Here is a 24,942-nt window from a genome sequence, read left to right as displayed (position 1 = left end):
CCATGGTTGGAGTTACGACGGTGAGGGGGTGTGTGCGGCGACGGGGATCGGTGATCCGGTGCCGTCGGGTGCGCGGTTGTTCCGTTTTCCGGCGGTGGAGCGGCACGGCATCGTCTGGGCCTTCAACGGCGAGAAACCCCTCTTCGACATCCCCCACCTGCCCTATGAGCAGGACGAGTTGCTGCTGCGGCACACCGTGCTGGACGAGGCTCCCGTCGACCCCTGGCTGATCGCCGCCCAGACCATGGACGTCCAGCACTTCCTCCTGCAGCACGGCTTCACCTTCGGCGACCCCAACGACCCCAACGACGAGGTCACCGCCACCGGCTACTCCATGGGGTACCCGCTGCGGTTCGACACTCCCGACGGCAGCCGTCTCGACCTGCGTGTCGACATCCACGGCACCAACATCTTCCGCCAGACCGGCACCCTCGACGGCCGCTGGTTCTGCTGGCTCACGGCCCTGCGGCCGGTGCGGCCCGGCGTCTCCCGGCCGTACTTCGTCCTCGGCGCACGGCGGGCCGGCGCCGACGCGGCTGCCGACGAGGCGTTCCTCGACCGGGCCGCGGGCGTGATGGCGGGCATGCTCGCCGACGACGCCCCCGTCCTGCTCACCCTGCGGTTCCGCCCCGGCCTGCTGACCCGCAGCGACCGCGCCCTGGCCCGGTACCTGGAGTACGTACGGAAGTACCCGAGGGACAACCCCGCCCGGGACCACATCACCTGACCCCGGCCGGTGTCACCGGCCGGCAGGAGCCACCGGAGTGAAGCGCACCGGCAGCGCCTCCAGCCCCCGCAGCACGCCCGTGGGCCGCCAGCACAGGGGCCCGGCCCTCTCGTCGAGCGCGAGGTCGGGCAGTCGGCGCAGCACGGTGCCCACCGCGATCTGCCCCTCCATCCGCGACACCGGGGCCCCGACGCAGAAGTGAATGCCGTGCCCGAAACCCAGGTGGGAGCGGTCGACCCGGGTGATGTCCAGCCGGTCCGGCTCCGGGTACCGCGCCGGATCGCGATGGGCGGAGGCGACGCCCACGGTGACGATGGCGCCTTTCGGGACGAGCACGCCGCCGATCTCCACGTCCTCGGTGGCGACCCGCAGCATCGCCCGCTCCACCGGCCCGTCGTAGCGCAGGAACTCCTCCACCGCCTGAGGCAGCAGCTCGGGCCGCGAGCGCAGCAGCTCCAGCTGCCGCCGGTCCTTCAGGAGGGCCAGCAGGCCGTTGCCGATGAGGTTGACCGTCGTCTCGTGACCGGCGACCAGCAGCAGGCCGGCCGTGGAGATCAGCTCCTGTTCAGTGAGCCGGCCGTCCTCGGTGGAGGCCACGATGAGGGCGCTCAGCAGGTCCGGCTGTGTCTCCGTGTCGTCACCGGCCGCCCGCAGCGCCCGGCGGCGTTCGGTGACGAGGGCGGTGAAGTACTCGCGCAGCAGCCGGTTCGCCTCGTGCGGTGGCATCGTCGAGCCCTCGGTGTACGTGGGCGTCAGGGCCGCCGTGCTCCAGACGCGGAAGTCCGCGCGGTCCTCCACCGGCACTCCGAGCAGCTCGCAGATCACCGTGATGGGCAGCGGGAAGGCCAGCGCCGGGATCAGGTCGGCGGTGCCGTGCGGGGCGACGGCGTCGATCAGGGCGTCGGTGATCTGCTGGATGCGCGGCCGCATGGCCTCCACCCGGCGGGGCGTGAACGCCTTGGCGACGAGCTTGCGCATGCGGGTGTGGTCGGGCGGATCGCTGTTGAGCAGGTGCGGTTCCGAGCCCTCCCCGCCCTCGGGATAGAGCCCGGACCGGCGCAGCGCCTCCCAGGCGTGCTGCGGATCGCGCGAGAGCCTGTTGTCGGCGAGCGCGGCGCGGGCGTCCTCGTAGCGGGTGACCAGCCAGTGCTCGATGCCGTTCGGGTCGCGGATCAGGTGCACGGGCGCCTCGCGCCGCAGCCGCGCGTAGACCGGGTACGGGTCGACGCGGGCCTGGGGCGTGTACATCTCGTGGGCATCGGGCTGTGGACCGTTCCCCGGACCGGGCATGTCGGCTCCCTCAGATCTGCGGCTGCGGATTGGGGCAGATGACGTCGGCCGCCGGGAGCGCACCGTCGGTCAGGTAGGTGGTGACGAGCTCGTCGGCGCCGGGGTTGCCGTAGAACGGGAAGACCCGGTGGTGCGCGGTGTCCGCCACGGTGACCAGTCGCGAGTTGTGCCGCAGCACCTCGCGCATGCGCACGGCGGCGGCGTGCGGGGTGGACATGTCCTCCGCGGACTGCACGAGCAGGATGCTGCCGGCGCGGTTGCCCGGCCCCAGCGGCGTCACCGGCTCGCTCGGAGGCACCGGCCAGAACGCCGTCGCCTTGATCCCCGACAGCGCGGCCCCGGTGAAGGGGTACCTGCGGGCCGCCTGGTTCATGTCCCGCTCGTACGGGCCCAGTCGGCGCGGCCAGGCCCAGTCGCCGGCGAGGATCGCCAGCTGGGCCACCGTGCCGCTCTCCTCCTTGGGCTGCCCGAACATGCCCGCGAGGAAAGCCAGCGTCGGCGGTTCCAGGGCGGCGCCGTGCACGGCGGAACGCAGGACGTCGCCGAGGTGGTCGTAGTTGAGGTCGCTGTTGAGCATCCCGACGACGACGAGACGGACCAGCGTACGGTCCAGGGGGAAGCCCGCCACCGAGACGTCCGCGCCCCCGTCGGCCCGCGCCAGCAGCCGGTCGTAGGCCGCCCGCACCTCGCCCGGGGTGCGGCCGAGGCGGAGCTCGGCGTCGCGGCGCGCGGCCCAGCGCGTCCAGCGGGACAGGGCACGCTCGCCGTTGGGCGGGAAGTCGGTGAACAGGCCGCGCCACACCCAGTCGGGGCTGCAGATGCTGTCGAGCACCACCCGGTCCGCGTGCTCGCCGAACATCTGCGTCCACACCGCGCCGAGGTACGTGCCGTAGGAGTAGCCGAGGTAGGAGAGGCGCTCCTCACCCAGCGCACCGCGGATGACCTCCATGTCGCGGGCGATGTTGCGGGAGTTGGCGTACGGCAGGATGTCCAGGGCGTGCTCGGCGACCTTCGCCGCCACCTCGGCCTGGAAGCGGACCTCATGGGCGAAGTCGCGGGGCTGGTGGAAGACCCACAGGCGTTCCTCCGGCTCCAGCCCGCACACCACCGGGCTGCTGCGGCCCATGAAACGGTGGTCGAACGCCACGACGTCGTACTGGGCCAGCACCTCCTTCGGCAGCGTCCGCACCAGCTGGGCCCCGAGCAGGGTGCCCCGGTTGCCCAGATCGTCGCCGGGCCCGACCAGCAGCACGCCGCGCCGCCGCTCGGACGAGGTCGCGAGCGAGCGCACCAGGCCGAGGGTGAGGGCACGGCCGCCGGGGTCGGCGTAGTCGAGCGGTACGGCCAGCTCCGCGCACTCCAGGCCGTTCAGGGCTTCCTCGTCGGCGGGTGACCAGAGCAGCGACTGGGACTGGAAGTCGCGGATGGCGTCGGTACGCCGGTCGGTGCGCAACTCGTTCATCGGCCGCTCTCCTCCGCCGTGAAGGTCGTGTCCGTGTCCGGCAGCTTGCCGGTGAGCAGGTAGGCGGTGACCGCCTCGTTGATGTGCCGGTCGCCGTAGAAGGGATAGACCCGGTGGTGCGCCGCGCCGGCGAGGGTGACCAGGCGGGAGTTGTGCGGCAGCAGCTCCCTCAGCCGGGCCGCGCCCCGGGCGGGGGTGAACATCCCCCGCTCCGAGCGCACCAGCAGCACGCTCTCCGCTCGGTTGCCGGGGCCGAAGGCGGTCACCGGCTCCAGCGGTGGCCGGGGCCAGAAAGCGCCGGCCTTCGGTGCGGCCATCGCCGGGCCGATGAACGGATGCCGGGCGCGGGCGGTGGCCATGTCGCGGCGGTAGACGCCCAGGTCGCGCGGCCAGGGCGCGTCGGCGCCGAGGACCGCCAATTGGGCGACGGCCCCGCTCTCGTCCTTGCCGCGCCCGAACATGGCGCCCAGCGCCAGGCGCGTCTCCTCCCGCGCCTCGGTGCCGTGGGCCGCGGCGCTCAGCACGTCGCCGAGGAAGCCCCACGCCCGGTCGCTGCTCAGCAGCACCATGGTGACCAGCCGCAGCATCGTGCCGTCCACCACCGGCAGGCCGGCGACCGGCAGCGGCTCCCGGTCGGCCCGCTCGACGAGCCGGTCCAACCGCTCCCGTACGACGGGCGCCGTGGTGCCCAGGTCCAGGTCGGCGTGGCGTCCGGCGGCCCACTGCGCCCAGTCGCCCAGCGTGGACTCGCAGGCTTCGGCGTAGTCCAGGAACATCCGGCGCCACACGGAGCCGGGGTCGATGACGCTGTCGAGGACGACGCGGTCGGCGTGCTCGCCGAACAGTTGCGTCCACACCGCGCCCAGGTAACTGCCGTAGGAGTGGCCCAGGTAGGAGACGCGCTCCTCGCCCAGCGTGCGGCGGATCACGTCCATGTCGCGGGCGATGTTGCGCGAGGTGAGGTGCGGCAGGACGTCCCCCGCCTCGGCGAAGCAGCGCTCGACGATGCCGCGCTGGTACCGGGCCTCGTCGTCGAAGGCGAGCGGGCGGTGGAAGATCCACAGCCACTCGTCGGGTGTCAGACCGCAGGACAGCGGGTCACTGCGGCCACTGAAGCGGTGGTCGAAGCCGACGATGTCGAACCGGTCGAGCACGTCGGGCGGCAGGACCGCGGTGAGCTGCGGTACGAGGAGAGTGCCGCGGTTGCCGGGGTCGTCGGGGCCGACGAGCAGCACGCCCTGGCGGAGTTTCCCGTCGCGGGCGCGGTGACGGGCGAGAGCGAGATCGACGGTACGGCCGACGCCCGGGCGGGCGTGGTCCACGGGAACGGTGACCGTGGCGGTGTCGAGGCCCACGAGGGCGTCTTCGGTGGCGGGCTGCCATGGGACGGACATGGTGGTCCCTTCTCGGTGGAGGAAGAGCCCCTAAGGCCGGATCTCGTACAGCGCGTTGAGCGGCGTCGGCGCCGGCAACTGCCGCACCGACCGCAGCCCCGCCCCCGCGCACAGCTCCCGCAGCCGGGCCGCCGGCAGACCGAGCATTCCCAGCGCCGCCCCGTCCCGTGCGACCGGCACGCTGTAGAGCACGCTCGTGCCGTACAACAGGGCAGCTGCCGAGCCCCGGTTGTCGGTGGGGTGGTCGGCGCCGTTGCTCTCGAGGAGCAGGAGCACCCCGTCGTCGGCGAGGGCCGCCCGGACCGCGCGCAGCGCGACCTGCGGGTCCGGCGCGTCGTGGAGCACGTCCAGGGCCAGGACCAGGGCGTGGTCGCCCGTCGCCGGCAGTGCTTCCGACGCGCCGGTGTGGACGAACTCCACCCGCTTGTCGACCCCGGCGGCGGCCGCCTCCCGCCTCGCGTGCTCGACGTTGAGCCGCAGCGCGTCGTAGCCGGTGCAGCGCGAGCGGGGGTACGCCCGGGCGAGCAGGACCAGGGCGTGCCCGCCGCCGCTGCGGAGGTGGGCCACCCGGGCCCCGGCCTCGAGCCGTTCGGCCAGGCCGTCGACCGCGGGGATCCACTGCGGCAGCAGCAGGGTCCCCAGCCAGCTGGAGCTCATCTGCCACATCGTGTGGAAGAGGGCGTCCGGGTACCGCTCGTGCGGGACGGCCCTGCCCGAGCGGAAGGCGTCGGCGACGGTGTCGAGCATCAGCGACAGGGCGGGCACGAGGCGGGCCGCACCGCCCATGAAGAACGGCGAGTCCTCGTGCGCCAGCACCGCCGCGTGCTCGGCCGGCAGGGCGAAGCGCGCGTCCTGTGCCTCGAGGTAGCCCGCCGAGGTGAGGCCGTGGAGCCATTCACGGACGTACCGCTCGTCCAGGCCCGTACGGGCGGCGAGTTCGGTACTGTCGGCCGGGCCGCCGGTGGCGAGTGCGGTGAAGAGGCCCAGACGGTCGCCGAGGGCGCACATGATGCTGACCATGCCGCCGCTGACGTCGTCCAGGAAGCGGGTGACGAACTCCTGCACGCCCGTGCTGTCGCATCGGTCCATGCCGCCCGACTGTAGTGACCGCCGGACCGGTGGGCCTTCTCCCAGATTGCTCACGCCGCACCGACGGTAGCGGTGGGGGCCATTGCTACCATCAATCGTCGTGACGAGGGCGGAATGCTGAGGGTGCGTCATGAAGGGCAAGCGCAATTACGGGCAGTTCTGCGGGCTCGCGGCCGGCCTCGACGTCGTCGGCGAGCGCTGGACGCTGCTGATCGTGCGCGAACTCCTCATCGGACCAGCCCGGTTCAACGAAATCCTGGGCAACCTCCCCGGGCTCGGCCCCAATCTGCTCACGGAACGGCTGCGCGCGCTCGACGAGCGGGGGGTGCTGGAGTCGGCGGCCGTGCCCGGCGACGGGCGGGGCAGGCAGTACCGGCTCACGCCGCGCGGTGAGCAGTTGCGCGAGCCGATGCTGATGCTCGCCCGCTGGGGCATGGCGTTCCTCTGCGAGGCCGATGCCACCACCGGTGTCGTGCGGCCCGCCTGGGGCATCCTGGCCGTCCAGGCGATGATCCACGGCCGGCCGGTGCCGGCGGTCGAGGAGAGCTACGAGTTCCGCGTGGCCGACGAGACGTTCCACATCGAGGTGGCGGACGGGCGCGCGGTCACCCGGCGCGGGCCCGCCGCGGAGCCGGCCCTGGTGGCCACCACCGACGCGGAGACGTTCGTGAGCATCGGCGCCGACACGCGCACGCCCTTCGAGGCGCTGCTCTCCGGGCGGCTGCGGATCGAGGGGGACCCGCAGGCAGTGCGGCGCTGCGTGGAGTTCATGGGGCTGCTCGACGCCCCCGGCCGCCCGCCCGTGGTACCGGGAGCGTCGGCGGCCACCGCACCACCCGGCTGACGGCGCTCGTCGGCCGGCCGTGTCCCGTCGAAGTCGAAGGGGAAGTCCGCCATGACAGCAGACCCGACGCAGGCCCCGACGCAGGCCCCGGCCCGGACGCAGGCCCCGGCTCAGGAGCTGGCCGGCACCACCGCCCTCGTCACCGGCGCCTCCAGTGGCATCGGCGAGGCCACCGCGCTTGCCCTGGCGGCCCAGGGCGCCTGTGTCGTCCTCGCCGCCCGCCGCCGCGACCGGCTGGAGAAGACGGCCGCGACGGTCACCGCCGCGGGCGGCCGTGCCGTGGTCGCCGAGGCCGATCTCAGCGGTGAGGCCGGCGCCACGGCGGCCGTCTCGGCCGCCGTGGCCGCGACCGGGCGGCTGGACATCGTGGTGAACAGCGCCGGCGTCCTGCTGCTGGGCCCCGTCGAGGACGCCCCCGCCGAGGAGTGGCACCGCATGGTGAACGTCAACCTGCTCGGCACGGCCCTCGTCACCCGTGCCGCCCTCCCGCACCTGTTGCGCGCCGCCGCCGACGGCCCCCGGCACGTCGCGGATCTCGTCAACGTCAGTTCGCTCGGCGGCCGCGTCGCCACAGCGAACACCGCCGTGTACAACGCCGCGAAGTTCGGTGTGAACGGCTTCAGCGAGGCCCTGCGCCAAGAGGTGGCGCGCCGCCACCTGCGGGTCTGTGTCGTCGAACCCGGCTTCGTCGCCACCGAACTGCCGCGGCACTCCCGGCCCGAGGTGCTCGGGGCCCTCGCCGGGGACTTCGACCCGGGCGAGCCGATGCGCCCGTCCGATGTCGCCGGGACGATCGTCCACGTCGTGACCCGCCCCCGCCACATGGCCATCGGTGAAGTGCTGCTGCGCCCGGCCGAGCAGCTGGCATAGGGCCCGCCGTCGAGCGATTCGGGCTTTTCGGCAGAATCCCCCACCCCATCCTCCCCGGTGTGTTGACCGTCACTTCCGTAACTGATAGCAATACGCACTGTGTTCGAGTCCGGTTGAGGACCAGCACGGGGAACTCCACGGCGTCGCACCACCCTGAGGACGGGGGTCGCACATGCCCGGAAAGCCCTTCGCACATCCACGCTCGCCCTACCGTGCCCGGCCCGGCCCACCACCCTCCCCCTGGGCCCGCCGCCTACGACTGCGCGACGAGATGGCCGACTTCTCCGTCCGCGGGTTCCACTGCGGCAGAACGGAGAGCCGTCGCGTCCTGGAGCGCCACGCGCGCTCCTTCCTCGCCGGCTTCAACACCGCCGTCGAGTCCACCACCGCCGGTACCCACGAGCGGCTCGCCGTCCTCGACGCCACCGAGCGCGGCTTCGCCTACGAAGGGGCGGGCATGGCCTGCGCCCTGCTCGACCTCCTCCGCCTGGGCCGGGGGCACCGCCGCCTCACCGCGCTCCTCGACGGCCCCGGCCGGAGCCATGTCCACCTCGTGCACGTCGGCGCCGGATGGGCCCTGGCCCGGGTGCCGCTGCCGGGCGCCCGGCGGCTGCTCGGCCTCGACCCGCTGCTGCAGTGGCTGACTCTGGACGGCCACGGCTTCTCCCAGGGATTCTTCGGGGGCCGCGCCGCCCTGGCCCGGCTCGCCCGCGGGCACCCGCTCCGACCCGCCGGGACCGTACGCCACCAAGGGCTGGGCCGCAGCCTGTGGTTCATCGAGTCCGCCGACCCCGGGCGCATCGCCGACACGGTCGGCGCCTTCCCGGCGGACCGCCGCCCCCACCTGTGGAGCGGGGTGGGGCTGGCCGCCTGCTACGCCGGCGGAGCCGCCGATACCGAGCTGGACCGGATCCGGCAGGCGGCCGGCCCGTACTGGCACCACCTCGCCCAGGGGGCGGCGTTCGCCGCCCAGGCGCGACGGCTCGCCGGGCACATCCCCGCGCACACGCACCTGGGGGTACAGCGCCTCGTCGGCGTCGACACCGTGACCGCCGCGGACTGGACGGTCGCCGCGAGGCGGAAGCTGCGCGGCGACGGCACCCTCGAGGACTACCTGACCTGGCGGGAGACCATCAGGGACAGCGCGCTCGCGTCCCGCTGACTCCCGCCGGGCCGACGGACCCCGCTGCACCGAAGCAGGAAGGCCGACCGGCCCCCGGATCACGGAGGGAACATGCTCCGCACTCAGTGGCGCGCGCTCGCCGCCCCCCTCGTCGCGGTGGTGATCGCGACCTGTCTGGGCGTAGCGGCCGCCCAGCCCGGTACGTCCGCCGCGGAGCGGGCCCGGCTCGCCGGGCAGTTCCGCTTCTCCGCCGCGTACCTCAACGGCGACCCCGTGGACGCCCGCACCGAGCGCCCGGTCCAGCCCGGCCTGCGCCGGATCTCCGCATGGATCTCGGCCGTGGGCGCCGGCGCCGCCGTCGGGGACATCGCCGGCACCGGGCGCGACTCAGACGTCTGCCTGGTCGACCCCCGTGACGACTCCGTGACGGTCCGGCCCCTGCCCGGCTCCGCCGGCCGCTACGCCCCCTTCACGCTGACGCCCCGCGGGCTGCCCTGGGACCCGCGGACCATGTCCCCGATGGGCTGCGTCACCGGCGACTTCGCGCAGAACGGCCTGACCGGCGTGCTGGTCTACTACTGGGGCCGCTCCCCGGTCCTCTTCCTGCGCACCGCCGGCACCGTGCCCTCGGCCGACGCGTTCCGGGCGCAGGAACTCGTCTCGCCCATGAAGCTGTGGAACACCACCACCGTCAACCACTCCGACCTCGACGGTGACGGTCACCCCGATCTCGTCGTCGGCAACTACTTCCCCGACGGCGCCCGCGTCCTGGACACCCGGGCCGCCGACGATCCCCGGATGGCCATGCAGGACGGCATGTCCAACGCCCGCAACGCCGGCACCACCCACGTCCTGCTGTGGACCTCCGGCCGCGGCGGCACCGAACCCGCCGCCGGCTTCCGCGACGTCCCCCGAGCCCTGCCCTCCGGGGTCCGGCACGGCTGGGCCCTGGCCCTCGGCGCCCAGGACCTCGACGGCGACGGCCTGCCGGAGCTGTACCTCGCCAACGACTTCGGCCCCGACCGGCTGCTGGCCAACCGCTCCCGGCCCGGTACCGCCGACTTCGCCCTCACCGAGGGGCGGCGCGGGTTCACCACGCCCAAGTCCAAGGTGCTCGGCCACGACTCGTACAAGGGCATGGGCGTGGCCTTCGCCGACCTGGCCGGCACCGGCGAACCGGACATCCTGGTCAGCAACATCACGCTCCCGTACGCCCTGGAGGAGTCCAACTTCGTCTTCACCCGCGACGGTCCGGTCTCCGACCTCGCCCGGGGCACCGCCCCCTATCGCGACCGCAGCGAGGAGCTCGGCCTGGCCCGCTCCGGCTGGTCCTGGGACGTCAAGACCGGCGACTTCGACAACAACGGCAGGCCCGAGATCCTGCAGGCCGTCGGCTTCATCAAGGGCCCCACGAACAAATGGCCCGAGCTGCAGGAGCTGGCCATGGCCAACGACAGCGTGCTGCACCACCCCGCGAGCTGGCCCCGCCTCACCACCGGCGACGACCTCTCCGGCGCCGCCACCAACCGCTTCTGGGTGCGCAACGCCGCCGGCCGCTACACCGACCTCGCCCGCGCCACGGGACTCGACCAGAAGGTGCCCAGCCGGTCCTTCGCCCTCACCGACGCCGACGGCGACGGCCGCCTGGACATCGTCGTCGCCAACCAGTGGGGCAGATCCGTCCACTACCGCAATGTCAGCCCCGCCGGGCAGCACCTCGCCCTGCGCCTGAGGGTGCCCACGACCGTACCGGGCGGCACCGCCACCACCCCGGCCATCGGCGCCCGGGTCACCGTGCGCACCGCCGACGGGCGCGTACAGGCCCAGCAACTGCAGCCGGCCAACGGGCACACCGGCGTGAACAGCACCGAGCTGCTGTTCGGGCTGGGCAAGGGCGACAGGGGGCCCGTCACCGTCGAGATCGCCTGGCGGGACGTCGCGGGCCCGCACCGCACGACGCGCTCGCTGGAGCCCGGCTCCCACACCGTCGTCCTGCCCGGGCCCGGTCCCGCCGGCGCACGGCGCTGAGTCCGTCCCCCACGCGAAGAGGTGCTGCCGTGACGACCACCGCCCCCGCTTCCTCCGCCCCGACGGCCGCCGCCCCCGCCGGTCTCACCCCGGAACAGCGGCGCAGCAAGGCCCTGCGCCGCTTCGCGCTGTCCATCACCGTCCTGAACATCCTCGGTCTGACCTGGCTGGGTTTCGAGCAGGCGTATGTGACCCCGTTCGTGGCCGTCGCCGCCGCCTACGCCACCGAACTGCTGCTGGAGAGCGCCGACGCCGCGGCCCACCGGCGCCGCCCGCGCTACCTGGGCTCCTTCGGGCAGGTCCTCGACTTCATGCTGCCCGCGCACATCACCGGGCTCGCCTGCTCGATGCTGCTCTTCGCCAGTGACCGGCTGCTGCCCGTCGCCTTCGCGGCGGCCGTCGGTATCGGCTCCAAGTACGTCGTGCGCGCCCGGGTGCGCGGCCGGCTCCAGCACGTCCTCAACCCGTCCAACACCGGCATCGTGGTGACCCTGCTGCTGTACGACTGGGTGGGCATCGCCCCGCCGTACGAGTTCACCGAGTACGCGCCCGGCATCCTGCGCTGGGTCATCCCGCTCGCCGTGCTGGTCGCGGGGACGCTGCTCAACGCCAAGCTGACGAGGAAGATGCCGCTGCTGCTGGGCTGGGCGGGCGGGTTCGTGCTGCAGGCCGTGGTGCGGTCCCTGTTCACCGATGCCTGGATCGTCGGCGCGCTGACACCCATGACCGGCGTGGCCTTCATCCTCTACACCAACTACATGATCAGCGACCCCGGTACGACGCCGTTCGCACCGCGCCGGCAGTTCGCCTTCGGCCTCGGCATCGCCGTCGCCTACGGAGTCCTGATGGTCCTGCACATCAGCTTCGGCCTCTTCTTCGCCCTGGGCATCGTGTGCGCGGTGCGCTGGCTGGCGCTCGTCACGCTGCCGGTGACCAGGCCGCTGATGGATCGTTTCGGCCGGGCTCGTGCCGCCGGGGAGGCCCTGTGAAGTGCAGCGTCGCCGTGGTGGGCATGGCCTGCCGCTACCCGGACGCCGACGACCCGGCCGCGCTCTGGCAGACCGTGCTGGCCGGCCGCCGCGCCTTCCGCCGCATCCCGCCCGAGCGGCTCCCCCTCGCCGACTACGGGCCCGGCGGGGCGGACGGCATCGACGCCGAGCGGGCCGCGGTCCTCGAGGGCTGGTCCTTCGACCGGGCGGCCTTCCGCGTGCCGGGCCCCGCCTACCGTGCCGCCGACCTCACCCACTGGCTCACCCTCGATGTCGCCGCGGCGGCGCTGCGCGACGCGGGGTTCGCCGGGGGCGAGGGGCTCGACCGCGACCGGGTGGGTGTCGTCATCGGCAACTCCCTCACCGGAGAGTTCTCCCGCACCGGGCAGCTGCGGCTGCGCTGGCCCTACGTCCGCCGCACCGTGGAACGGGTGCTGTCCGAGCACGGCACCGCGGCCGGCGACCGCGTGGAGATCCTCCACGCACTGGAGTCCCGCTACAAGCAGCCCTTCCCCGTGCCCGGCGACGAGTCCCTCGTCGGCGGCCTCGCCAACACCATCAGCGGCCGGGTCTGCAACCACTTCGGCTTCCACGGCGCGGGCTACACCGTCGATGCCGCCTGCGCCTCCTCCCTCGTCTCCGTCATCACCGCCTGCACGGCACTCGCCCAGGGCGACCTCGACCTCGCGCTCGCCGGCGGCGTGGACCTCAGCCTCGATCCCTTCGAACTCGTCGGCTTCTCCCGGCTCGGCGCGCTCGCCCACGGCCCCATGCGGGTCTACGACCGCCGGCCGACCGGCTTCCTGCCCGGCGAGGGCTGTGGCGTCCTGGTCCTCGCCCGCGAGGCGGACGCCGTGCGCCTGGGCCTGCGGACCTACGCCCGCATCGAGGGCTGGGGCATGTCCTCCGACGGCCGGGGCGGGCTGACCCGGCCCGAGCACACCGGCCAGGCCCTCGCCCTGCGCCGGGCCTACGAGCGGGCCGGCTTCGGCCCCCAGACCGCCGGCCTCGTCGAGGGGCACGGCACCGGCACCACCGTCGGCGACCGCGTCGAACTCGCCGTGCTCGACGAGGCGTTGCGGGCCGCCGGCGCGCGGCCCGCCCGGCCCACCGCGCTCGGCAGCGTCAAGGCCAACATCGGGCACACCAAGGCCGCCGCCGGCGTCGCCGGGCTCATCAAGGCCGTCCTCGCCGTCCACCACGGCGTCGTACCCCCCACCACGGGCTGCGACGACCCGCACGAACTGCTCGCCGGCCCCGACCCGGTGCTGCGCGTACCGACCGCCCCCGAGCCCTGGCCGGACGGGCTGCGGTACCGACGGGCCTCGGTCAACTCCGCGGGGTTCGGCGGCATCAACGCGCACGTGGTCGTCGAGGGCCGCGCGGCGTCCCGGACGGCCGCCTGGGGGTACGCCCCCGCGCCGGGCCCGGAGGTCTTCCCGCTCAGCGGCGACGACCCCGGCGAACTCGCCCGCCGCCTCCACCGGCTCGCCGGCCTCGCCGAGACCCTCTCCGAAGCCGAACTGACCGACACCGCGGCCGAACTGGCCCGCCGCGCCGACCCCGCGCGGCCCCTGCGCGTCGCCGTCGTCGCCACCTCGCCCGTCGGCCTCGCCAGGCGCCTGCGGGCCGCGGCCGCCCCCCTCGGGGACCTCGCACGGGACGGCGGCGTCCACTGGGACGCGCGCGGCGGCGTCTTCGCGGGCGCCGGCCCGGCCGCCCGGCTCGGGCTGCTCCTCCCCGGCCAGGGCGCCCCCGAGCGGACCGCCACCGGAGCGCTGGGACGCCTGGTGGCCGTCGGGGACCTCGTCGCGGAGGTTCCCGACCTGCCGCCCGGACGAGCCGCCTCCGACACGGCCGTGGTGCAGCCCGCCGTCGTCGCGGCCTCGCTGGCCGGTCTGCGCTACCTCCGGCGGCTCGGCGTTCGGGCCGACGCCGTGGCCGGCCACAGCCTCGGCGAACTCACCGCCCTGAGCTGGGCGGGCGCCCTCGGACCCGCTGCCGCGGTGGCGCTCGCACGCGCCCGCGGCGCGCTGATGGCCCGCCACGGCGACAGCGGCGGCGGCATGCTCGCCGTCGGCACGGACGCCACGACGGCGAAGGCGCTGCTGGAGCACACCGGTGCCGTGATCGCCGCGGTCAACGGGCCCCGGCACGTCACGGTGGCGGGGCCCCGTCCCGACCTGGCCCGCGTCCGCGAACGCGCCGTCCACGACGGCGTGTCCACCGTCCCCCTCGCCGTCTCCCACGCGTTCCACACGTCCGCGATGCGCCCCGCCCTGCCCGCACTGACCCGCTGCTTCGCCGCAGCGGACTTCGCCCCGCCGTCCGGCACCGTGATCTCCACGGTCACCGGCGCGGCCCTCGCCCCCGACACGGACCTGGCCGCACTCCTGACCCGCCAGATCCTCTCCCCGGTCCGCTACGCCGAAGCGGTCCGCGCACTCACCGCCCGCGTGGACGTGCTCCTGGAGGTGGGCCCCGGCACGATGCTCACCGCCCTCACCCAGCCCACCACCGCCCTCCCGGTCATGGCCCTCGACACGACGGCCACGACATCCGTGGCCGCTGCCACGGCAGCGCTCTTCGCCGCCTGCGCGGCCGATGTGACGCCATGGACGGCGGATCGTTTCTCCCGGCCGATCGACCTGGACCGCCCACGGGAGTTCCTGACGAACCCCTGCGAGACGGACCGGATCCCGTCCCACGGCGCGGACGCCGGTATCCCCGACGGCCCGGCCGCGGCGACGACACCGGCGGAGACGGCCGCCGGGGCTCCGGCACCACCGAGCCGGGACCCGTACCCGGAATCCGCCCCGCACGGCAGCCATGCCCGGTCCGGGCCCGGCGAAGACGCGACGGGCAGCACCCTCGAAGCCGTGCGGCGCATCGTCGCCAAGGCGGTGGAGTTGGCGGAGGAGGACATCGGGGACGACGACCTGCTGCTCGCCGACCTGCACGTGAACTCCCTGCGGCTCGCCCAGATCGTCGCCGAGTCGGCGCGCGCGACGGGGCGCGCCGTGCCCGGGGACGCCCGGGCGCAGGTGACGGCCAGTGTCGCGGGACTGGCCGCCTACGTCGACGGGTTGCCCGTGGCGGAGGGCGCGGACGAGGGTGCCGATGTCGCCGGGGCCGGCCCGTGGGTGAGAGCCTTCACGCACCGGCTGGAGCCGAGCCCGCCGCCGGAGGGCGGCGCCCGCGTTCCGTACACCTGGACGTGCCACACCGACGGGCACCCGTCGGCCGGGGCCGTACGGGCGGCGTTCCCCGGCGGCGGACCGGGGCCGCAGGCCACTCTCGTCGCGCTGCCGCCCGGGCTCGGGGACGCGGCGGGGGCCGCCGGGACGTGGGTGGCGGCCGTTCGGGCGGTGGCCGAGAGCCCGGGACCGGTCGTGCTGTTGCACCACCGCGGGCCGGGGGCGGTCGTCGCGCGGTCGGTCCTGGCCGAACGCCCCGGCCTCGACTGCCTCGTCGTGGACGTGCCGGCGCACGCCGAGGGAGTGCGCCGGGCGGCGGCCGAGGCCGCCCGGGGCATCAGCGGCTATGCCGAAGTCGTCTTCGACGACCGGGGGCACCGGCACGTGCCCGTGACCGCGTACCTCCCGCTGCCCCCGCCCGACGCGGCGGCGATACCGCTGGGCGCCGAAGACGTCTGCCTGGTGACGGGCGGCGCCAAGGGCATCGGCGCGGAGACGGCGCTCGCCCTGGGCAGGGCCACGGGGGCACGGCTCGCGCTCCTGGGCCGCGCCCGGCCCGACGCCGACCCCGTCGTCGCCGCCACGCTGCGCCGCTTCGCCGACGAAGGCCTCACCGCGCTGTACCTCGCCGCCGACGTCACCGACCCCGCCGCCGTGCGCCGCCGTGTCGCTGAGGCCGAGGCCCGCCTAGGGCCCGTCACGGCGGTGCTCCACTGCGCGGGCCGCAACGAACCGGGCCGGCTGGAGGCACTCACCCCCGAGCGGCTGCGCGCCGCCGTCGAGCCCAAGTGCGCCGGCCTCGACGCCGTACTCGGCGCCGTCGACACCGGCCGCCTGCGCCTGCTGGTCGCCTACGGGTCGGTGATCGCCCGCATCGGACTGCCGGGGGAGTCGGACTACGCCCTCGCCAACGACCTGCTGCGGCACCGGGTGGAGGAGCTGAGCGTCGCCCTGCCGCACTGCCGGTGCCTGACGGTGGAGTGGTCCCAGTGGGAGGGCGCGGGCATGGCCCACCGGCTCGGCGCCGTGGAGACGCTGCGCCGGCAGGGCGTCGCGCCGATTCCCGTGGCGGACGGCACACGGGTGCTGTTGTCGCTGCTCGCGGCGCCCGGCCTGCCGCCGACCGTGATGGTCGCCGGGCGGCTGCCCCGTGCGGCGACCCTGCACCACGCCGACGAGTCGCTGCCGTTGCTGCGGTTCCTGGAGACCCCCGTGGTGCACCAGCCCGGCGTGGAGGTCGTGGCCGACGCCGAGGTGGGCCTGGGCACCGACCCGTACCTCGCCGACCACGCCCTGGACGGCGTCCCGCTGCTCCCCGCCGTGGTGGGCCTGGAGGCCATGGCCCAGGCGGCGGCGGCCGTCGTGGGGCGGCCGGCCCCCTCGGCGGTCACGTCGGCCGTCTTCGAGCGGCCGGTGACCGTGCCGTCCGACGGCTCGCGCACCGTGCGTGTCGCCGCGCTGCGGCACGACGACGGCACGGTGGAGACCGTCCTGCGCAGTTCCGAGACGGGCTTCACGGTCGACCACTTCCGCGCGTCGTACCGGTTCGGGCCCGAGCCGTCGGCGCGCGAGCGGCCGGGCGCCCGCGCCCAGGCGCGCCGCTCCCCGTACTACGGCGACCTGTTCTTCCACGGCCCCCGCTTCCGCGGCCTCATCGGCTACCGCCGGCTCACCGGCCGCCGGTGCGAGGCGCTGGTGGCGGCGGGCCCGGACGGTGAGTGGTTCAGCGGGTTCCACAGTTCCCGCCTGCTGCTCGGCGACCCGGGGGTGCGGGACACCTACGTCCACCTCCTGCAGGGCTGCGTGCCGCACCGGCGCGTGCTGCCCGTGGGCGTCGAGGCGGTGCGGTTCCACGGGACGGCCGCCGGGGCGGGCACCGTGGTCGTGCACGCGCACGAGACCGGCCACGACGCCGACGGCTACTGCTACGACCTGCGCGTCGAGGACCTGGACGGCTCGGTGCTCGAGACCTGGCACGGCCTGCGGCTGAAGGACGTCGGCCCGTTGCCGAGGGACGACAGCGCCCCTTGGCCCGAGGAGCTCCTCGGGCCCTACCTCACCCGCAGCCTGGACCGCCTCCTCCCGTCGTCGCGCGTGGACGTCGTGACGGTCAGGACCACCGCGGGGGCCGTGGAGGAGGGCGAGAAGACCGGTTTCGGATCCGTCGCCCACCTGCGGGACCGCGCGCTCCGCACGGTCGCGGACCGGCCCGTGGCCGTCGACTGGGCGGACGTCACGGACCCGCTGCCGGGCCACTGGCGCGTGTTGCTGGGGCCCCGCGCGGCCGCCACCGCCGAGGAGGTGAGCCGGGCGACGGGCGAACCCCTGGAGTACGGCTGCTCCCGCCTCCTGGCCTGCCGTCAGACGCTGCTCAAGCTCGGTGCCCGCCCCGACGTGCCGCTTCGCGTGGAGCGCCGCACCGACGACGGGTGGGTGCTGCTGCGGCACGGACAGTGGCGCGTCGCCACCGTCGTCGTCCGCGTCGCCGGGTTGCCGGTGCCCGTAGCGGTGGCCGTGTGCGCGGGACCGCCCGTACCGGCACCGTCGCCCCATGACCCGGCCCGGACGCCCGCGATCGAAGGGAGCGGCACCCGATGACACCGGCCGTACCGCCGCCGCCCGCGTCGCGGCGCACCTACGTCCACCGCCACCACGTCCCGTTCGAGGAGACCAACCTCGCCGGCAACGTCTACTTCGCCCACTACGTCCGCTGGCAGGGGCACTGCCGCGAGCGCTTCCTCGCCGAGCACGCGCCCGGCACGCTGACCGCCCTCGGCCACGGCCTCGCGCTGGTCACCGTCGCCTGCGACATGGAGTATCTGCGCGAATGCCGGGCCTTCGACGCGGTCGACGTCCATATGTCGCTGCGCCGGATCGCCGGCCATCGCGTCGTGATGGCCTTCGCCTACGAACGGGTCGCCCCCGGCCCGGCCGAGCTGGTCGCCCGCGGCCACCAGACCGTCGCGTGCATGCGGCGCACGGGGGACGGGGACCGCATGGAACCCGCGGCTGTCCCCGAGGAACTGCTCGCCGCCCTGAAGCCCTTCCACAGCGCGTGAAAAGGGGTCACCCATGGCCAGAACCGACGTCGTCCCCGATACCGAGACGTCCGTGGCGCCGTCGCGGGGCGTCCCGCTCGCCCTTGCGGGCGCCGCGGTCGGTGTGCTGCTCGCGGTGCTCTGGTCCGCCCGGCTCGTCGACGGCCTGGGCGTCGACGCGGCCGACGGCATCCTCGGCCGCGACGCCCTCAAGGACGACATTCCCAGCAGCGGCGCCGGCGTCCTCTTCGCCTTCGTCGCGGGGCTGGCCGGCACGTTCACCGCCTGCAACGTCGCCGCGTTCGGCGCGATCGCCCCGATGGCCGGCAGCGGCGGTGGCCGTGGCGGCCGGCTTGCCGGGGCCCTGCGCCCGCTCGCCTGGCTGACCGCCGGGGCGGTGGGCGTCGCGGCCCTGTACGGAGCGGTGGCCGCGGCGATCGGCCCCGGCATCCCGCAACTGTCCCAGGACACGATCGGCAACGGCATGCCGGTGCGGGCCCTTCAGGCACTGATCGTCTACGTACTGCTCGGCGCCGTCCTGGTCTGGCTGGGCCTCGCCGCGTTCGGCTTCGCCCCCGACCCGCTGGGCCGCCTCGAGGACCGGCAGCACCACCTGCGCGTGCTCCTCATCGGCGCCCTGATCGGCGGCTTCGTGATCGGCCGCCCGTACCCGCTGTTCCGCAAGGCCTTCGCCTACGCCGCGGACACGCACAACGCCGCGTACGGCGCCCTGCTCTTCGCCCTCATCGCCCTGGGCAACGTCGCGGTGATGGCCGTCCTCTTCGTCGTCCTCGCCCTGGCCGGTGGCGGGCGCGTGCCGCGCTGGCTGAACGCGAAGCCGGGCCGCGCCGCCCGCGTCACGGGCACGGCTCTCGTCCTCTTCGGCACCTTCACCTTCGTCTACTGGGGCATCCGTCTGCCGGCCCGCTTCGACTACGGCTGGTTCCCGACGATGCCGTGGAACGCGCGCTAGCGCCCGTCGCACCCGGCGGCCCGGCCGGCGGCGGACCTCACCCGGGTTCCGCCGCCGCGCCCGCCGGCCCCGTGTCGCGCGCCAGCAGCAGAGGCAGGGCCAGGACGATCGGCGGGTCGCTGAGGGCGGGGCGGCGGAGGGGGAGGCGGAAGGAGCCGTGGGTGGGAGCGGGGGTCGTGGCGACGAGACGATGGGCGCCGGACGGGTCGTCGAGGGCGTCGGCGACGCGCGTGCCGCCGTCGAAGCACACCGCCAGGATGTGATGGCCGGCGCCCTCGGGCGGGCGCAGCCGGAGCGTGCCGCGGGCGGGGGCGACCGTGCAGGCGAGGGGCAGGTCCTGGGGGACGCCGTGCGGGAAGAGGCCCGTGAAGACGATCCCGTCGGCCGGGACCTGCCCGGTGACGCGGCCGGTGAGCTGCCCCGGCCGGCAGCGCCCGGGCGGCGCGGCCACCGGCCGGCCGACGGCGCCGACGACCTCGCCGATGCCCCGGTCGCCGTGCCGGTCGAGGAGGGCCTTGAAGCGGCTGGGCGGCATTCCCACCAGGCGGGTGAACTGCGTGGTGAAGGTGCCCAGGCTCGAGTAGCCGACCGCGGTGCACACGTCCGTCACCCGGGGGGTACCGCGGATCATCATCCGCTGTGCCTCGGCCATGCGCAGCGCGGCGAGGAAGCGGGCGGGCGTGACGGCGGTGACGTTGCGGAACACGCGGTGGAAATGGAAGGGGCTGAACAGGCCCGCCTCGGCGTGGTCGGACAGGCACTGCACCTCACCGAGGTGATCGCGCATACGGCGGACGGCACGCTCGACCGCGGCGAGCTGGTCGGTCGACGGGGGCGCGGCGGGCGCGGCCGGGCCCACGGGTCAGGCCGGGTCGGCGGCGCGGCGGGCGTGGTCCCGGGCGGTCGCCAGGGCGGCGACCCAGGTCGCGGTGAACCGCCGCCGCAGCTCCTGGGCCCGGCTCTCGGGCAGGCCGAGCCCGGTCCAGCCACGGTGCGCGAACGCCAGGCGCTGCCCGCTGCCGACGGCGGTGACGGTGACCTCGCAGGCGGGGTGGGTGCGGGCGCCGGGAACGTCGACGGCGAAGACGAGCCGCCGCTCGTCGCTCAACTCCCAGTCCCGCAGCGCGAAGCGCCGGGGCCCCTCGTCGTCGACGACGAAGAACCACGCCGGCCGGAAGCCGTCCTCGGCGACGGGCAGCCAGTCCAGGAGGGCGGGGTAGGCCAGCGGCCGGTAGGGGCCGGCCGGCAGGTCGACGGCGCCGTCGATGTCGTCGCGCAGGGCGTAGCGGGTGCCGTGACCGGTGCGCAGATGGGTGGCGAGCCGGATGAGGAAGTCGGTCCACCCGTCGCGGATTTGGCCGGCCTCGGCCGGGGTGCGGGTGTCGTCGTGGTCCGTGACGGTCAGCAGCGTCCCGCCCGTCGCCTCATCGGCGGCGAGCGTCCAGCGGACCGTCTGGCGCTTGCCCACGCCGAGGAACCTCCAGTCGTACGCCATCTCCCGGCCGGGCGCGAGCACCGTGGGGCGCACGGTGAAGAAGTCGCCGTCCTCGAAGCCGAGGCGGTTGCCCTCGCCGACGCGCAGCGGACCCGCCAGGTCGCCGAACCACCGGCCGACCCGCGCGGGTTCGGTCAGCGCCGGCCATACGGTCTCCGGCGGATCAAGGAGGCGCACGGCGACCCGTACCGCCCCGGGGAGCAGTTCACCGACGGGTTCGCCGTCGGGTGCCGCGACGTCGAAGGGCGACTCGACCGGCTCCTCGTCGGACATCGGTCCTCCCACCCGCACGCTACCGCCGGACAGATTGCTCCCATATTATGTAGCATCTGTTCACTGTCAACGCTCCAAATCAACGTTTCTCCAGGCAAGTTCAGCTGATCACTCGATCTCGCTCGTCTTTCGAAAAGTGATCTCGGCCGCCCAGGAGGACAGACAGATGAAGCCCACGGACGCCCCCGGCCGAGCCGCCCTCGCCGGCAGACTCGCGACCCTGGCCGCCGTCACCGGCCGGCACGCCGCGGCCGCCGCCTTCGACGCCGTACGGGCCGGACCAGGGGCACTGCCGGAGGTGGCCGGCCGCCGGACGGCGCTCCTGCTCTACGGTCTGGGACCGACGTTCGTCAAGGGTGGCCAACTGCTCAGCACCCGCACCGACCTGCTGCCCCCGCGGGTGTGCGGAGCCCTCGGCCGGCTGCACGACCGGGTCGCCCCCATGACGCGCGCACAGACGGCTGACGCCCTGGCCAGGGCCTATGGGCCGGACCGCGACCACTGGCCCTTCACCGCCTTCGACTGGACGGCCACCGCCAGCGGCAGCATCGCGTGCGTCCACCGCGCGCGGCTGGCCGACGGCCGGTGCGTGGCGGTCAAGCTGCGCCGCCCGGGCATCCGCCGCCGCATGCACGCCGACTTCGCGCTGCTGCGCGCCGGGGCCCAGCTGATGCAACGCCTGCCGCCGCTGCGCAAGGTGCCTGCCTTGCGCATCGTGGAGGAGCTCGGCGGCGCCGTCCTCGGTCAGCTGGACCTCGAGCGGGAGGCGCGGTCGTTGGCGGCGTTGCGGACCAATCTCGCCGGGTTGCCGTATTTCCGGCTCCCGGCCCCGGTACCGGAGGCGTCAGGCCCCGGCGCCCTGGTGATGGACTTCATCGAGCCCCTCGAACGCTTCCGGGCCGGAAGCCTGGACCGCGAACAGCGGCGGAGAATCGTCCGCAACGTCCTGCAGGGCGTCTACCGCATGCTGTTCATCGACGGCCTGGTCCACTGCGACATGCATCCGGGCAATCTCTACCTCAACCCCGACGGCGTGGTGGTGCTCCTGGACGCGGGCTTCGTCATCCAGCTCGAACCGCAGGTGCGGCGCCTGTTCGCCGAGTTCTTCATGAACATGTCCCTGGGCCGGGCCGCGGAGTGCGCGGACGTGGTGCTGCGCAGCGCCGAACACATCCCGCCGGGCGTGGACCTCTCCGCCTTCCGGTCCGGGATCGAGTCCCTGGTCGCGGCGACGACCGGACGGCAGGCGGGGGAGTTCCGCCTGGCACCCTTCGCCACCCGGCTGTTCGACCTGCAGCGCCGCTCCGGGATCGCCGCCGCCCCCGCCTTCGTCTTCCCCCTGATGTCGCTGCTGGTCCTCGAAGGAATGATCAACGAGTTCGACGTGGACGTCGACTTCCAGGGCGAGGCCATCCCCACCCTGCTGACCGCGCTGAACACCTGATGACCGGAGTCCGCATGGACCGCGACAGCGCAACGGCGGTACGAGCGTTCCGACCGCTGCCGGCACCGGTGAGCGCACCGGGGGCCGACGGCTTTCCGCCCTTCCGCTGGAGCGTGCTCGCCGCCTTCCCGGCGGACTCCCTCGCCGCCGCGCTGCGGCACGCACACCGCCCCGACGGCGAGCCGGCGATCGCCGTGGTCCTGGGGGCAACGCACCGGCCGGACGACGACGCCCTGTTGCTCGAAGGCGCCGCCCGGGCCACCGCCACGGGGCGGCGGCTGGTCCTGCTGCACCGGGGTGCCGGCGGGGGGAGCCTGCTGCGGGCGGCGGCACTGGAGTCGCCCGGCCTGCGGGTCACCGTGCTCCAGACGGCCGGCCCGGTCGACGGCACGCGGATAGCCCACCTGGTCCGTACGGCACGCCCCGTCGACGAGCTCCATGTGGCCGCGGACGGCTTGGTCACCCGCGACGACTGGCGGCCCGTCACCCTCCCGGTCCGGCCCGGCCCCGCCGCGGCACGCCCGGGCGGCACCGTCCTCGTCACCGGCGGCCTGGGCGGGCTCGGCCTGCGGGCGGCGGGCGTGCTCTCGCGGGTGGCCGGCTGTCGTCCGGTGCTGCTGGACGTCACCGCGCCCGCCGAACTGAACCGCCGGCCGGCCGTGCTGCTGGAACGGCTGCGGGCGGCCGGCACCCTCGTCCTCACCGCCGACCTCACCGACCCGAGGGCGGTGGCGGCGGCCCTGGAGCGCGTCCCCGGCCCCGTACGGGCGGTGGTGCACTGCGCGGGTCTGGTGGCAGGCGGCCCCGTCGCCCGTACCTGCCCCGAGGACCTCGCGCGGCTCCGGGCGGCCAAGGTCGACGGGCTGCGCCACGTCCTCGACGTCCTCGACCCGGCGGAACTGCGGCAGCTCGTGGCGTTCGGCTCGATCACCGCCCGGGTGCCGCACCGGCAGATGGGCGGCTACGGGCTGGCCAACGAGCTGCTGCGCCACGAGACCCTGCGCCGGGCGGCCGCGCTGCCGCACTGCGCGACGGTGGTCGCCGAGTGGTCGGTGTGGAGCGGGGCCGGCCAGGCCCACGAGATGCGCGCCGTGGACCAGGCCCGCCGCATGGGCATGGCGCCCGTGGCGCTCGTCCCCGGCATGACCGCCCTGCTGTGCCTCCTGCGGTGGCCGCCCGGCCCCGCCCACGCCGCCTCCGTCATTCTCACCGGGCCGGGCGACCGTACGTTTCCGCCCCCGGCCGACTGCGCGCGCAACAGCCCAACTTGAGAGAAGGCAAGCAGCCCCAGGTCGCATAACTTATCGATAGCGAGTCCTCCTCTACAGGAAGGAAGCTCACACATGGCTATCGACTTGTGCAACAAGTCCCCGGCTGCGCTGGCCGAGAGTGACCCCGGTTCCTGGGCCGACGCCGGCCACGCGGAGCCCGTCCTCCTCGACGACCTCGGCACCGAGCAGCGCGACGCGCTGAACTTCGCCTACCGCACCACCCTCAGCAACGTCGACCCCCGCTTCGTCGCAGGTGACCCGGCTGCCTGGGCCAGCGACTTCGGCTACGCGCTCGACCGCGTCGCGATCCGGCTCGACAACCGCACCAACGACGAGCTGCGCGAACAGGCCCTGAAGCACCCCGACCCCGCGATGCGCGAGCAGGCCCTGTTCGAGTACGCGGACCGCGACCACGCCGACGCCATCGAGCTGCTGGCCCAGGCCATTCGCGACGACACCGACCGGCAGGTGCGCTGGGACGCGCTGTGGGCCGTGGAGAAGCTGGGCGGCGCCCGCGCCGTGGCCACGCTCCAGAGGTTCCTGAAGGACGCCGACCCCGAGATCGCCGAGTGGTCGCGGCTGTTCACCAGCGAGCTGCAGACAGGCGACCCCGCCTTCGACGGCCGCGCCGGGAAGTCCACACCGGGCCGTACCTTCGACGAGACGATCTTCCTGCTGATCCACTGCGACCTGTACGTACGGCTGGACGACTCCAACCAGCACTGGGGCAAGATCTCCCTGGCCCCGCAGGGCCTCGCCCGGATCTACGGCCAGGCGCACGCCTGCCCCAACGTCGCGACCCGCGAGAAGCAGCTCGTCATCGCCAAGACCATCGACGGCCTGCACACCGACGGCTCGCCGCACGTCGACAACTACCTCTTCCGCGGCTTCACCGACCGCACCCGCCGCGACCGCGGCAACTTCTTCTTCGAGTCGCTCGTGCCCAGGCCGTTCTTCAAGTCCGGCCGCGCCGACGACCCATCGCAGGGCGTCGCCCAGGCCAACATCGGCTTCGCCCGCTACGGCACCTGGCACCTCGAGCCGCGGTTCCAAATCCACGACGAGTACGCGATCCGCTACGTCCGGGGCCGCTTCCAGGGCTGGGGGCACGTCAACCTCGCCCGCATCGCCGGCAAACCCCTCGAGGAGGTCCTCACGCCGGGCAACGGCGTGCTCTCCACCCTGCACGACCCCGAGGTCGGTCCGATGACCAACGCCTTCATCCTCGGCACGTTCAAGGGCAAGCTCAACGACTGGGACGGCGACGGGGTCATCGACCTCAACTCCCGCCCCGTCTACTCGACCGCGGAAGGCGAGATCGACTCCGACCAGGACGGCATCCCCGACGAGCCCGGTCTGACCTGCTGCGACTGGACCACACGGCAACTGCCCTGAGGCGACGCCACAGCCCCGTATCCGACAGCCCTGAAAGGGG

At 74.4% G+C, this 24,942-nt stretch carries 18 protein-coding genes; 12 read left to right on the top strand and 6 right to left on the bottom strand.

Going from position 1 to position 24,942, the window contains the following annotated elements:
• The first annotated feature begins 76 nt into the window (after nt 1–76).
• Nucleotides 77–727, top strand: a complete 651-nt coding sequence (locus JO379_RS03135; protein ID WP_245381355.1) for a hypothetical protein — start codon at nt 77–79, stop codon at nt 725–727.
• A 12-nt stretch (nt 728–739) separates the two neighbouring features.
• On the opposite strand, the gene JO379_RS03130 is transcribed toward JO379_RS03135, so the two are convergent.
• The 4 genes from JO379_RS03130 to JO379_RS03115 are packed head-to-tail and all read right to left on the bottom strand — an operon-like array spanning nt 740 to nt 5,962.
• On the bottom strand, nt 740–2,017 hold the full coding sequence (locus JO379_RS03130) for a cytochrome P450 family protein (RefSeq protein WP_209513686.1): 1,278 nt from the start codon (nt 2,015–2,017) through the stop codon (nt 740–742).
• 10 nt (nt 2,018–2,027) lie between these two features.
• Nucleotides 2,028–3,479: an alpha/beta fold hydrolase gene (locus JO379_RS03125; RefSeq protein ID WP_209513684.1), complete on the bottom strand. Its 1,452-nt coding sequence runs from the start codon at nt 3,477–3,479 to the stop codon at nt 2,028–2,030.
• Nucleotides 3,476–4,873: an alpha/beta fold hydrolase gene (locus tag JO379_RS03120; RefSeq protein ID WP_209513682.1), complete on the bottom strand. Its 1,398-nt coding sequence runs from the start codon at nt 4,871–4,873 to the stop codon at nt 3,476–3,478. The genes JO379_RS03125 and JO379_RS03120 overlap by 4 nt, the downstream gene beginning before the upstream one ends.
• A 30-nt stretch (nt 4,874–4,903) precedes the next feature.
• On the bottom strand, nt 4,904–5,962 hold the full coding sequence (locus tag JO379_RS03115) for a methyltransferase (RefSeq protein ID WP_209513680.1): 1,059 nt from the start codon (nt 5,960–5,962) through the stop codon (nt 4,904–4,906).
• Nucleotides 5,963–6,092: 130 nt separating this feature from the next.
• Here JO379_RS03115 and JO379_RS03110 point away from each other — a divergent pair, with 130 nt between their 5' ends.
• The 8 genes from JO379_RS03110 (at nt 6,093) to JO379_RS03075 (ending at nt 19,024) form a co-directional block, all read left to right on the top strand.
• Nucleotides 6,093–6,806 carry a winged helix-turn-helix transcriptional regulator gene (locus tag JO379_RS03110; RefSeq protein ID WP_209513678.1) on the top strand — a complete coding sequence of 238 codons (714 nt, stop codon included), beginning with the start codon at nt 6,093–6,095 and terminating at the stop codon, nt 6,804–6,806.
• Between the two features lie 51 nt (nt 6,807–6,857).
• On the top strand, nt 6,858–7,676 hold the full coding sequence (locus tag JO379_RS03105) for an SDR family NAD(P)-dependent oxidoreductase (RefSeq protein WP_209513676.1): 819 nt from the start codon (nt 6,858–6,860) through the stop codon (nt 7,674–7,676).
• 172 nt (nt 7,677–7,848) lie between these two features.
• Entirely contained in the window at nt 7,849–8,838 is a 990-nt protein-coding gene (locus JO379_RS03100) for a DUF1702 family protein (RefSeq protein ID WP_209513675.1), read from the top strand.
• A 72-nt stretch (nt 8,839–8,910) separates the two neighbouring features.
• Nucleotides 8,911–10,827 carry a CRTAC1 family protein gene (locus tag JO379_RS03095; RefSeq protein ID WP_209513674.1) on the top strand — a complete coding sequence of 639 codons (1,917 nt, stop codon included), beginning with the start codon at nt 8,911–8,913 and terminating at the stop codon, nt 10,825–10,827.
• 29 nt (nt 10,828–10,856) lie between these two features.
• Nucleotides 10,857–11,816: an enediyne biosynthesis protein UnbU gene (locus JO379_RS03090; RefSeq protein WP_209513673.1), complete on the top strand. Its 960-nt coding sequence runs from the start codon at nt 10,857–10,859 to the stop codon at nt 11,814–11,816.
• The gene (locus tag JO379_RS03085; RefSeq protein WP_209513672.1) at nt 11,813–17,611 is read left to right on the top strand and encodes a type I polyketide synthase; all 5,799 of its coding nucleotides are present in this window, start codon (nt 11,813–11,815) and stop codon (nt 17,609–17,611) included. The genes JO379_RS03090 and JO379_RS03085 overlap by 4 nt, the downstream gene beginning before the upstream one ends.
• Complete coding sequence (locus JO379_RS03080; protein WP_209513671.1) at nt 17,608–18,072, top strand: acyl-CoA thioesterase; 465 nt, start codon at nt 17,608–17,610, stop codon at nt 18,070–18,072. Before JO379_RS03085 ends, JO379_RS03080 begins: the two co-directional genes overlap by 4 nt.
• A gap of 13 nt (nt 18,073–18,085) precedes the next feature.
• Nucleotides 18,086–19,024, top strand: a complete 939-nt coding sequence (locus JO379_RS03075) for a hypothetical protein (protein ID WP_209513670.1) — start codon at nt 18,086–18,088, stop codon at nt 19,022–19,024.
• A 37-nt stretch (nt 19,025–19,061) separates the two neighbouring features.
• Here JO379_RS03075 and JO379_RS03070 read toward each other — a convergent pair whose 3' ends face one another.
• Complete coding sequence (locus tag JO379_RS03070) at nt 19,062–19,811, bottom strand: helix-turn-helix transcriptional regulator (protein ID WP_209513668.1); 750 nt, start codon at nt 19,809–19,811, stop codon at nt 19,062–19,064.
• Nucleotides 19,812–19,886: 75 nt separating this feature from the next.
• Nucleotides 19,887–20,792, bottom strand: coding sequence for an SRPBCC family protein (locus JO379_RS03065; protein WP_209513665.1), 906 nt, complete (start codon nt 20,790–20,792; stop codon nt 19,887–19,889).
• 166 nt (nt 20,793–20,958) lie between these two features.
• Between JO379_RS03065 and JO379_RS03060 the strand changes: the two genes are divergently transcribed.
• From JO379_RS03060 to JO379_RS03050, 3 genes are all read left to right on the top strand, one after another.
• Nucleotides 20,959–22,236, top strand: a complete 1,278-nt coding sequence (locus JO379_RS03060) for an ABC1 kinase family protein (protein ID WP_209513664.1) — start codon at nt 20,959–20,961, stop codon at nt 22,234–22,236.
• A gap of 14 nt (nt 22,237–22,250) precedes the next feature.
• Nucleotides 22,251–23,507 carry an SDR family NAD(P)-dependent oxidoreductase gene (locus JO379_RS03055; protein ID WP_209513663.1) on the top strand — a complete coding sequence of 419 codons (1,257 nt, stop codon included), beginning with the start codon at nt 22,251–22,253 and terminating at the stop codon, nt 23,505–23,507.
• Nucleotides 23,508–23,579: 72 nt separating this feature from the next.
• Nucleotides 23,580–24,902, top strand: coding sequence for a HEAT repeat domain-containing protein (locus JO379_RS03050; RefSeq protein WP_209513662.1), 1,323 nt, complete (start codon nt 23,580–23,582; stop codon nt 24,900–24,902).
• Nucleotides 24,903–24,942 lie beyond the last annotated feature (40 nt).

The organism is Streptomyces syringium, from assembly GCF_017876625.1.
GTDB classification, from domain to species: domain Bacteria; phylum Actinomycetota; class Actinomycetes; order Streptomycetales; family Streptomycetaceae; genus Streptomyces; species Streptomyces syringius.
This window is presented reverse-complemented; position numbering and strand designations above follow the sequence as displayed.

Excerpts from the sequence above, each read along its gene's own strand:
- JO379_RS03110 (WP_209513678.1), top strand. The coding sequence starts at position 6,093 with ATGAAGGGCAAGCGCAATTACGGGCAGTTCTGCGGGCTCGCGGCCGGC.
- JO379_RS03100 (WP_209513675.1), top strand. The coding sequence starts at position 7,849 with ATGCCCGGAAAGCCCTTCGCACATCCACGCTCGCCCTACCGTGCCCGG.
- JO379_RS03070 (WP_209513668.1), bottom strand. The coding sequence starts at position 19,811 with ATGCGCGATCACCTCGGTGAGGTGCAGTGCCTGTCCGACCACGCCGAG.
- JO379_RS03130 (WP_209513686.1), bottom strand. The coding sequence starts at position 2,017 with ATGCCCGGTCCGGGGAACGGTCCACAGCCCGATGCCCACGAGATGTAC.
- JO379_RS03125 (WP_209513684.1), bottom strand. The coding sequence starts at position 3,479 with ATGAACGAGTTGCGCACCGACCGGCGTACCGACGCCATCCGCGACTTC.
- JO379_RS03075 (WP_209513670.1), top strand. The coding sequence starts at position 18,086 with ATGGCCAGAACCGACGTCGTCCCCGATACCGAGACGTCCGTGGCGCCG.
- JO379_RS03065 (WP_209513665.1), bottom strand. The coding sequence starts at position 20,792 with ATGTCCGACGAGGAGCCGGTCGAGTCGCCCTTCGACGTCGCGGCACCC.
- JO379_RS03095 (WP_209513674.1), top strand. The coding sequence starts at position 8,911 with ATGCTCCGCACTCAGTGGCGCGCGCTCGCCGCCCCCCTCGTCGCGGTG.
- JO379_RS03050 (WP_209513662.1), top strand. The coding sequence starts at position 23,580 with ATGGCTATCGACTTGTGCAACAAGTCCCCGGCTGCGCTGGCCGAGAGT.
- JO379_RS03060 (WP_209513664.1), top strand. The coding sequence starts at position 20,959 with ATGAAGCCCACGGACGCCCCCGGCCGAGCCGCCCTCGCCGGCAGACTC.
- JO379_RS03120 (WP_209513682.1), bottom strand. The coding sequence starts at position 4,873 with ATGTCCGTCCCATGGCAGCCCGCCACCGAAGACGCCCTCGTGGGCCTC.
- JO379_RS03115 (WP_209513680.1), bottom strand. The coding sequence starts at position 5,962 with ATGGACCGATGCGACAGCACGGGCGTGCAGGAGTTCGTCACCCGCTTC.
- JO379_RS03055 (WP_209513663.1), top strand. The coding sequence starts at position 22,251 with ATGGACCGCGACAGCGCAACGGCGGTACGAGCGTTCCGACCGCTGCCG.
- JO379_RS03080 (WP_209513671.1), top strand. The coding sequence starts at position 17,608 with ATGACACCGGCCGTACCGCCGCCGCCCGCGTCGCGGCGCACCTACGTC.
- JO379_RS03105 (WP_209513676.1), top strand. The coding sequence starts at position 6,858 with ATGACAGCAGACCCGACGCAGGCCCCGACGCAGGCCCCGGCCCGGACG.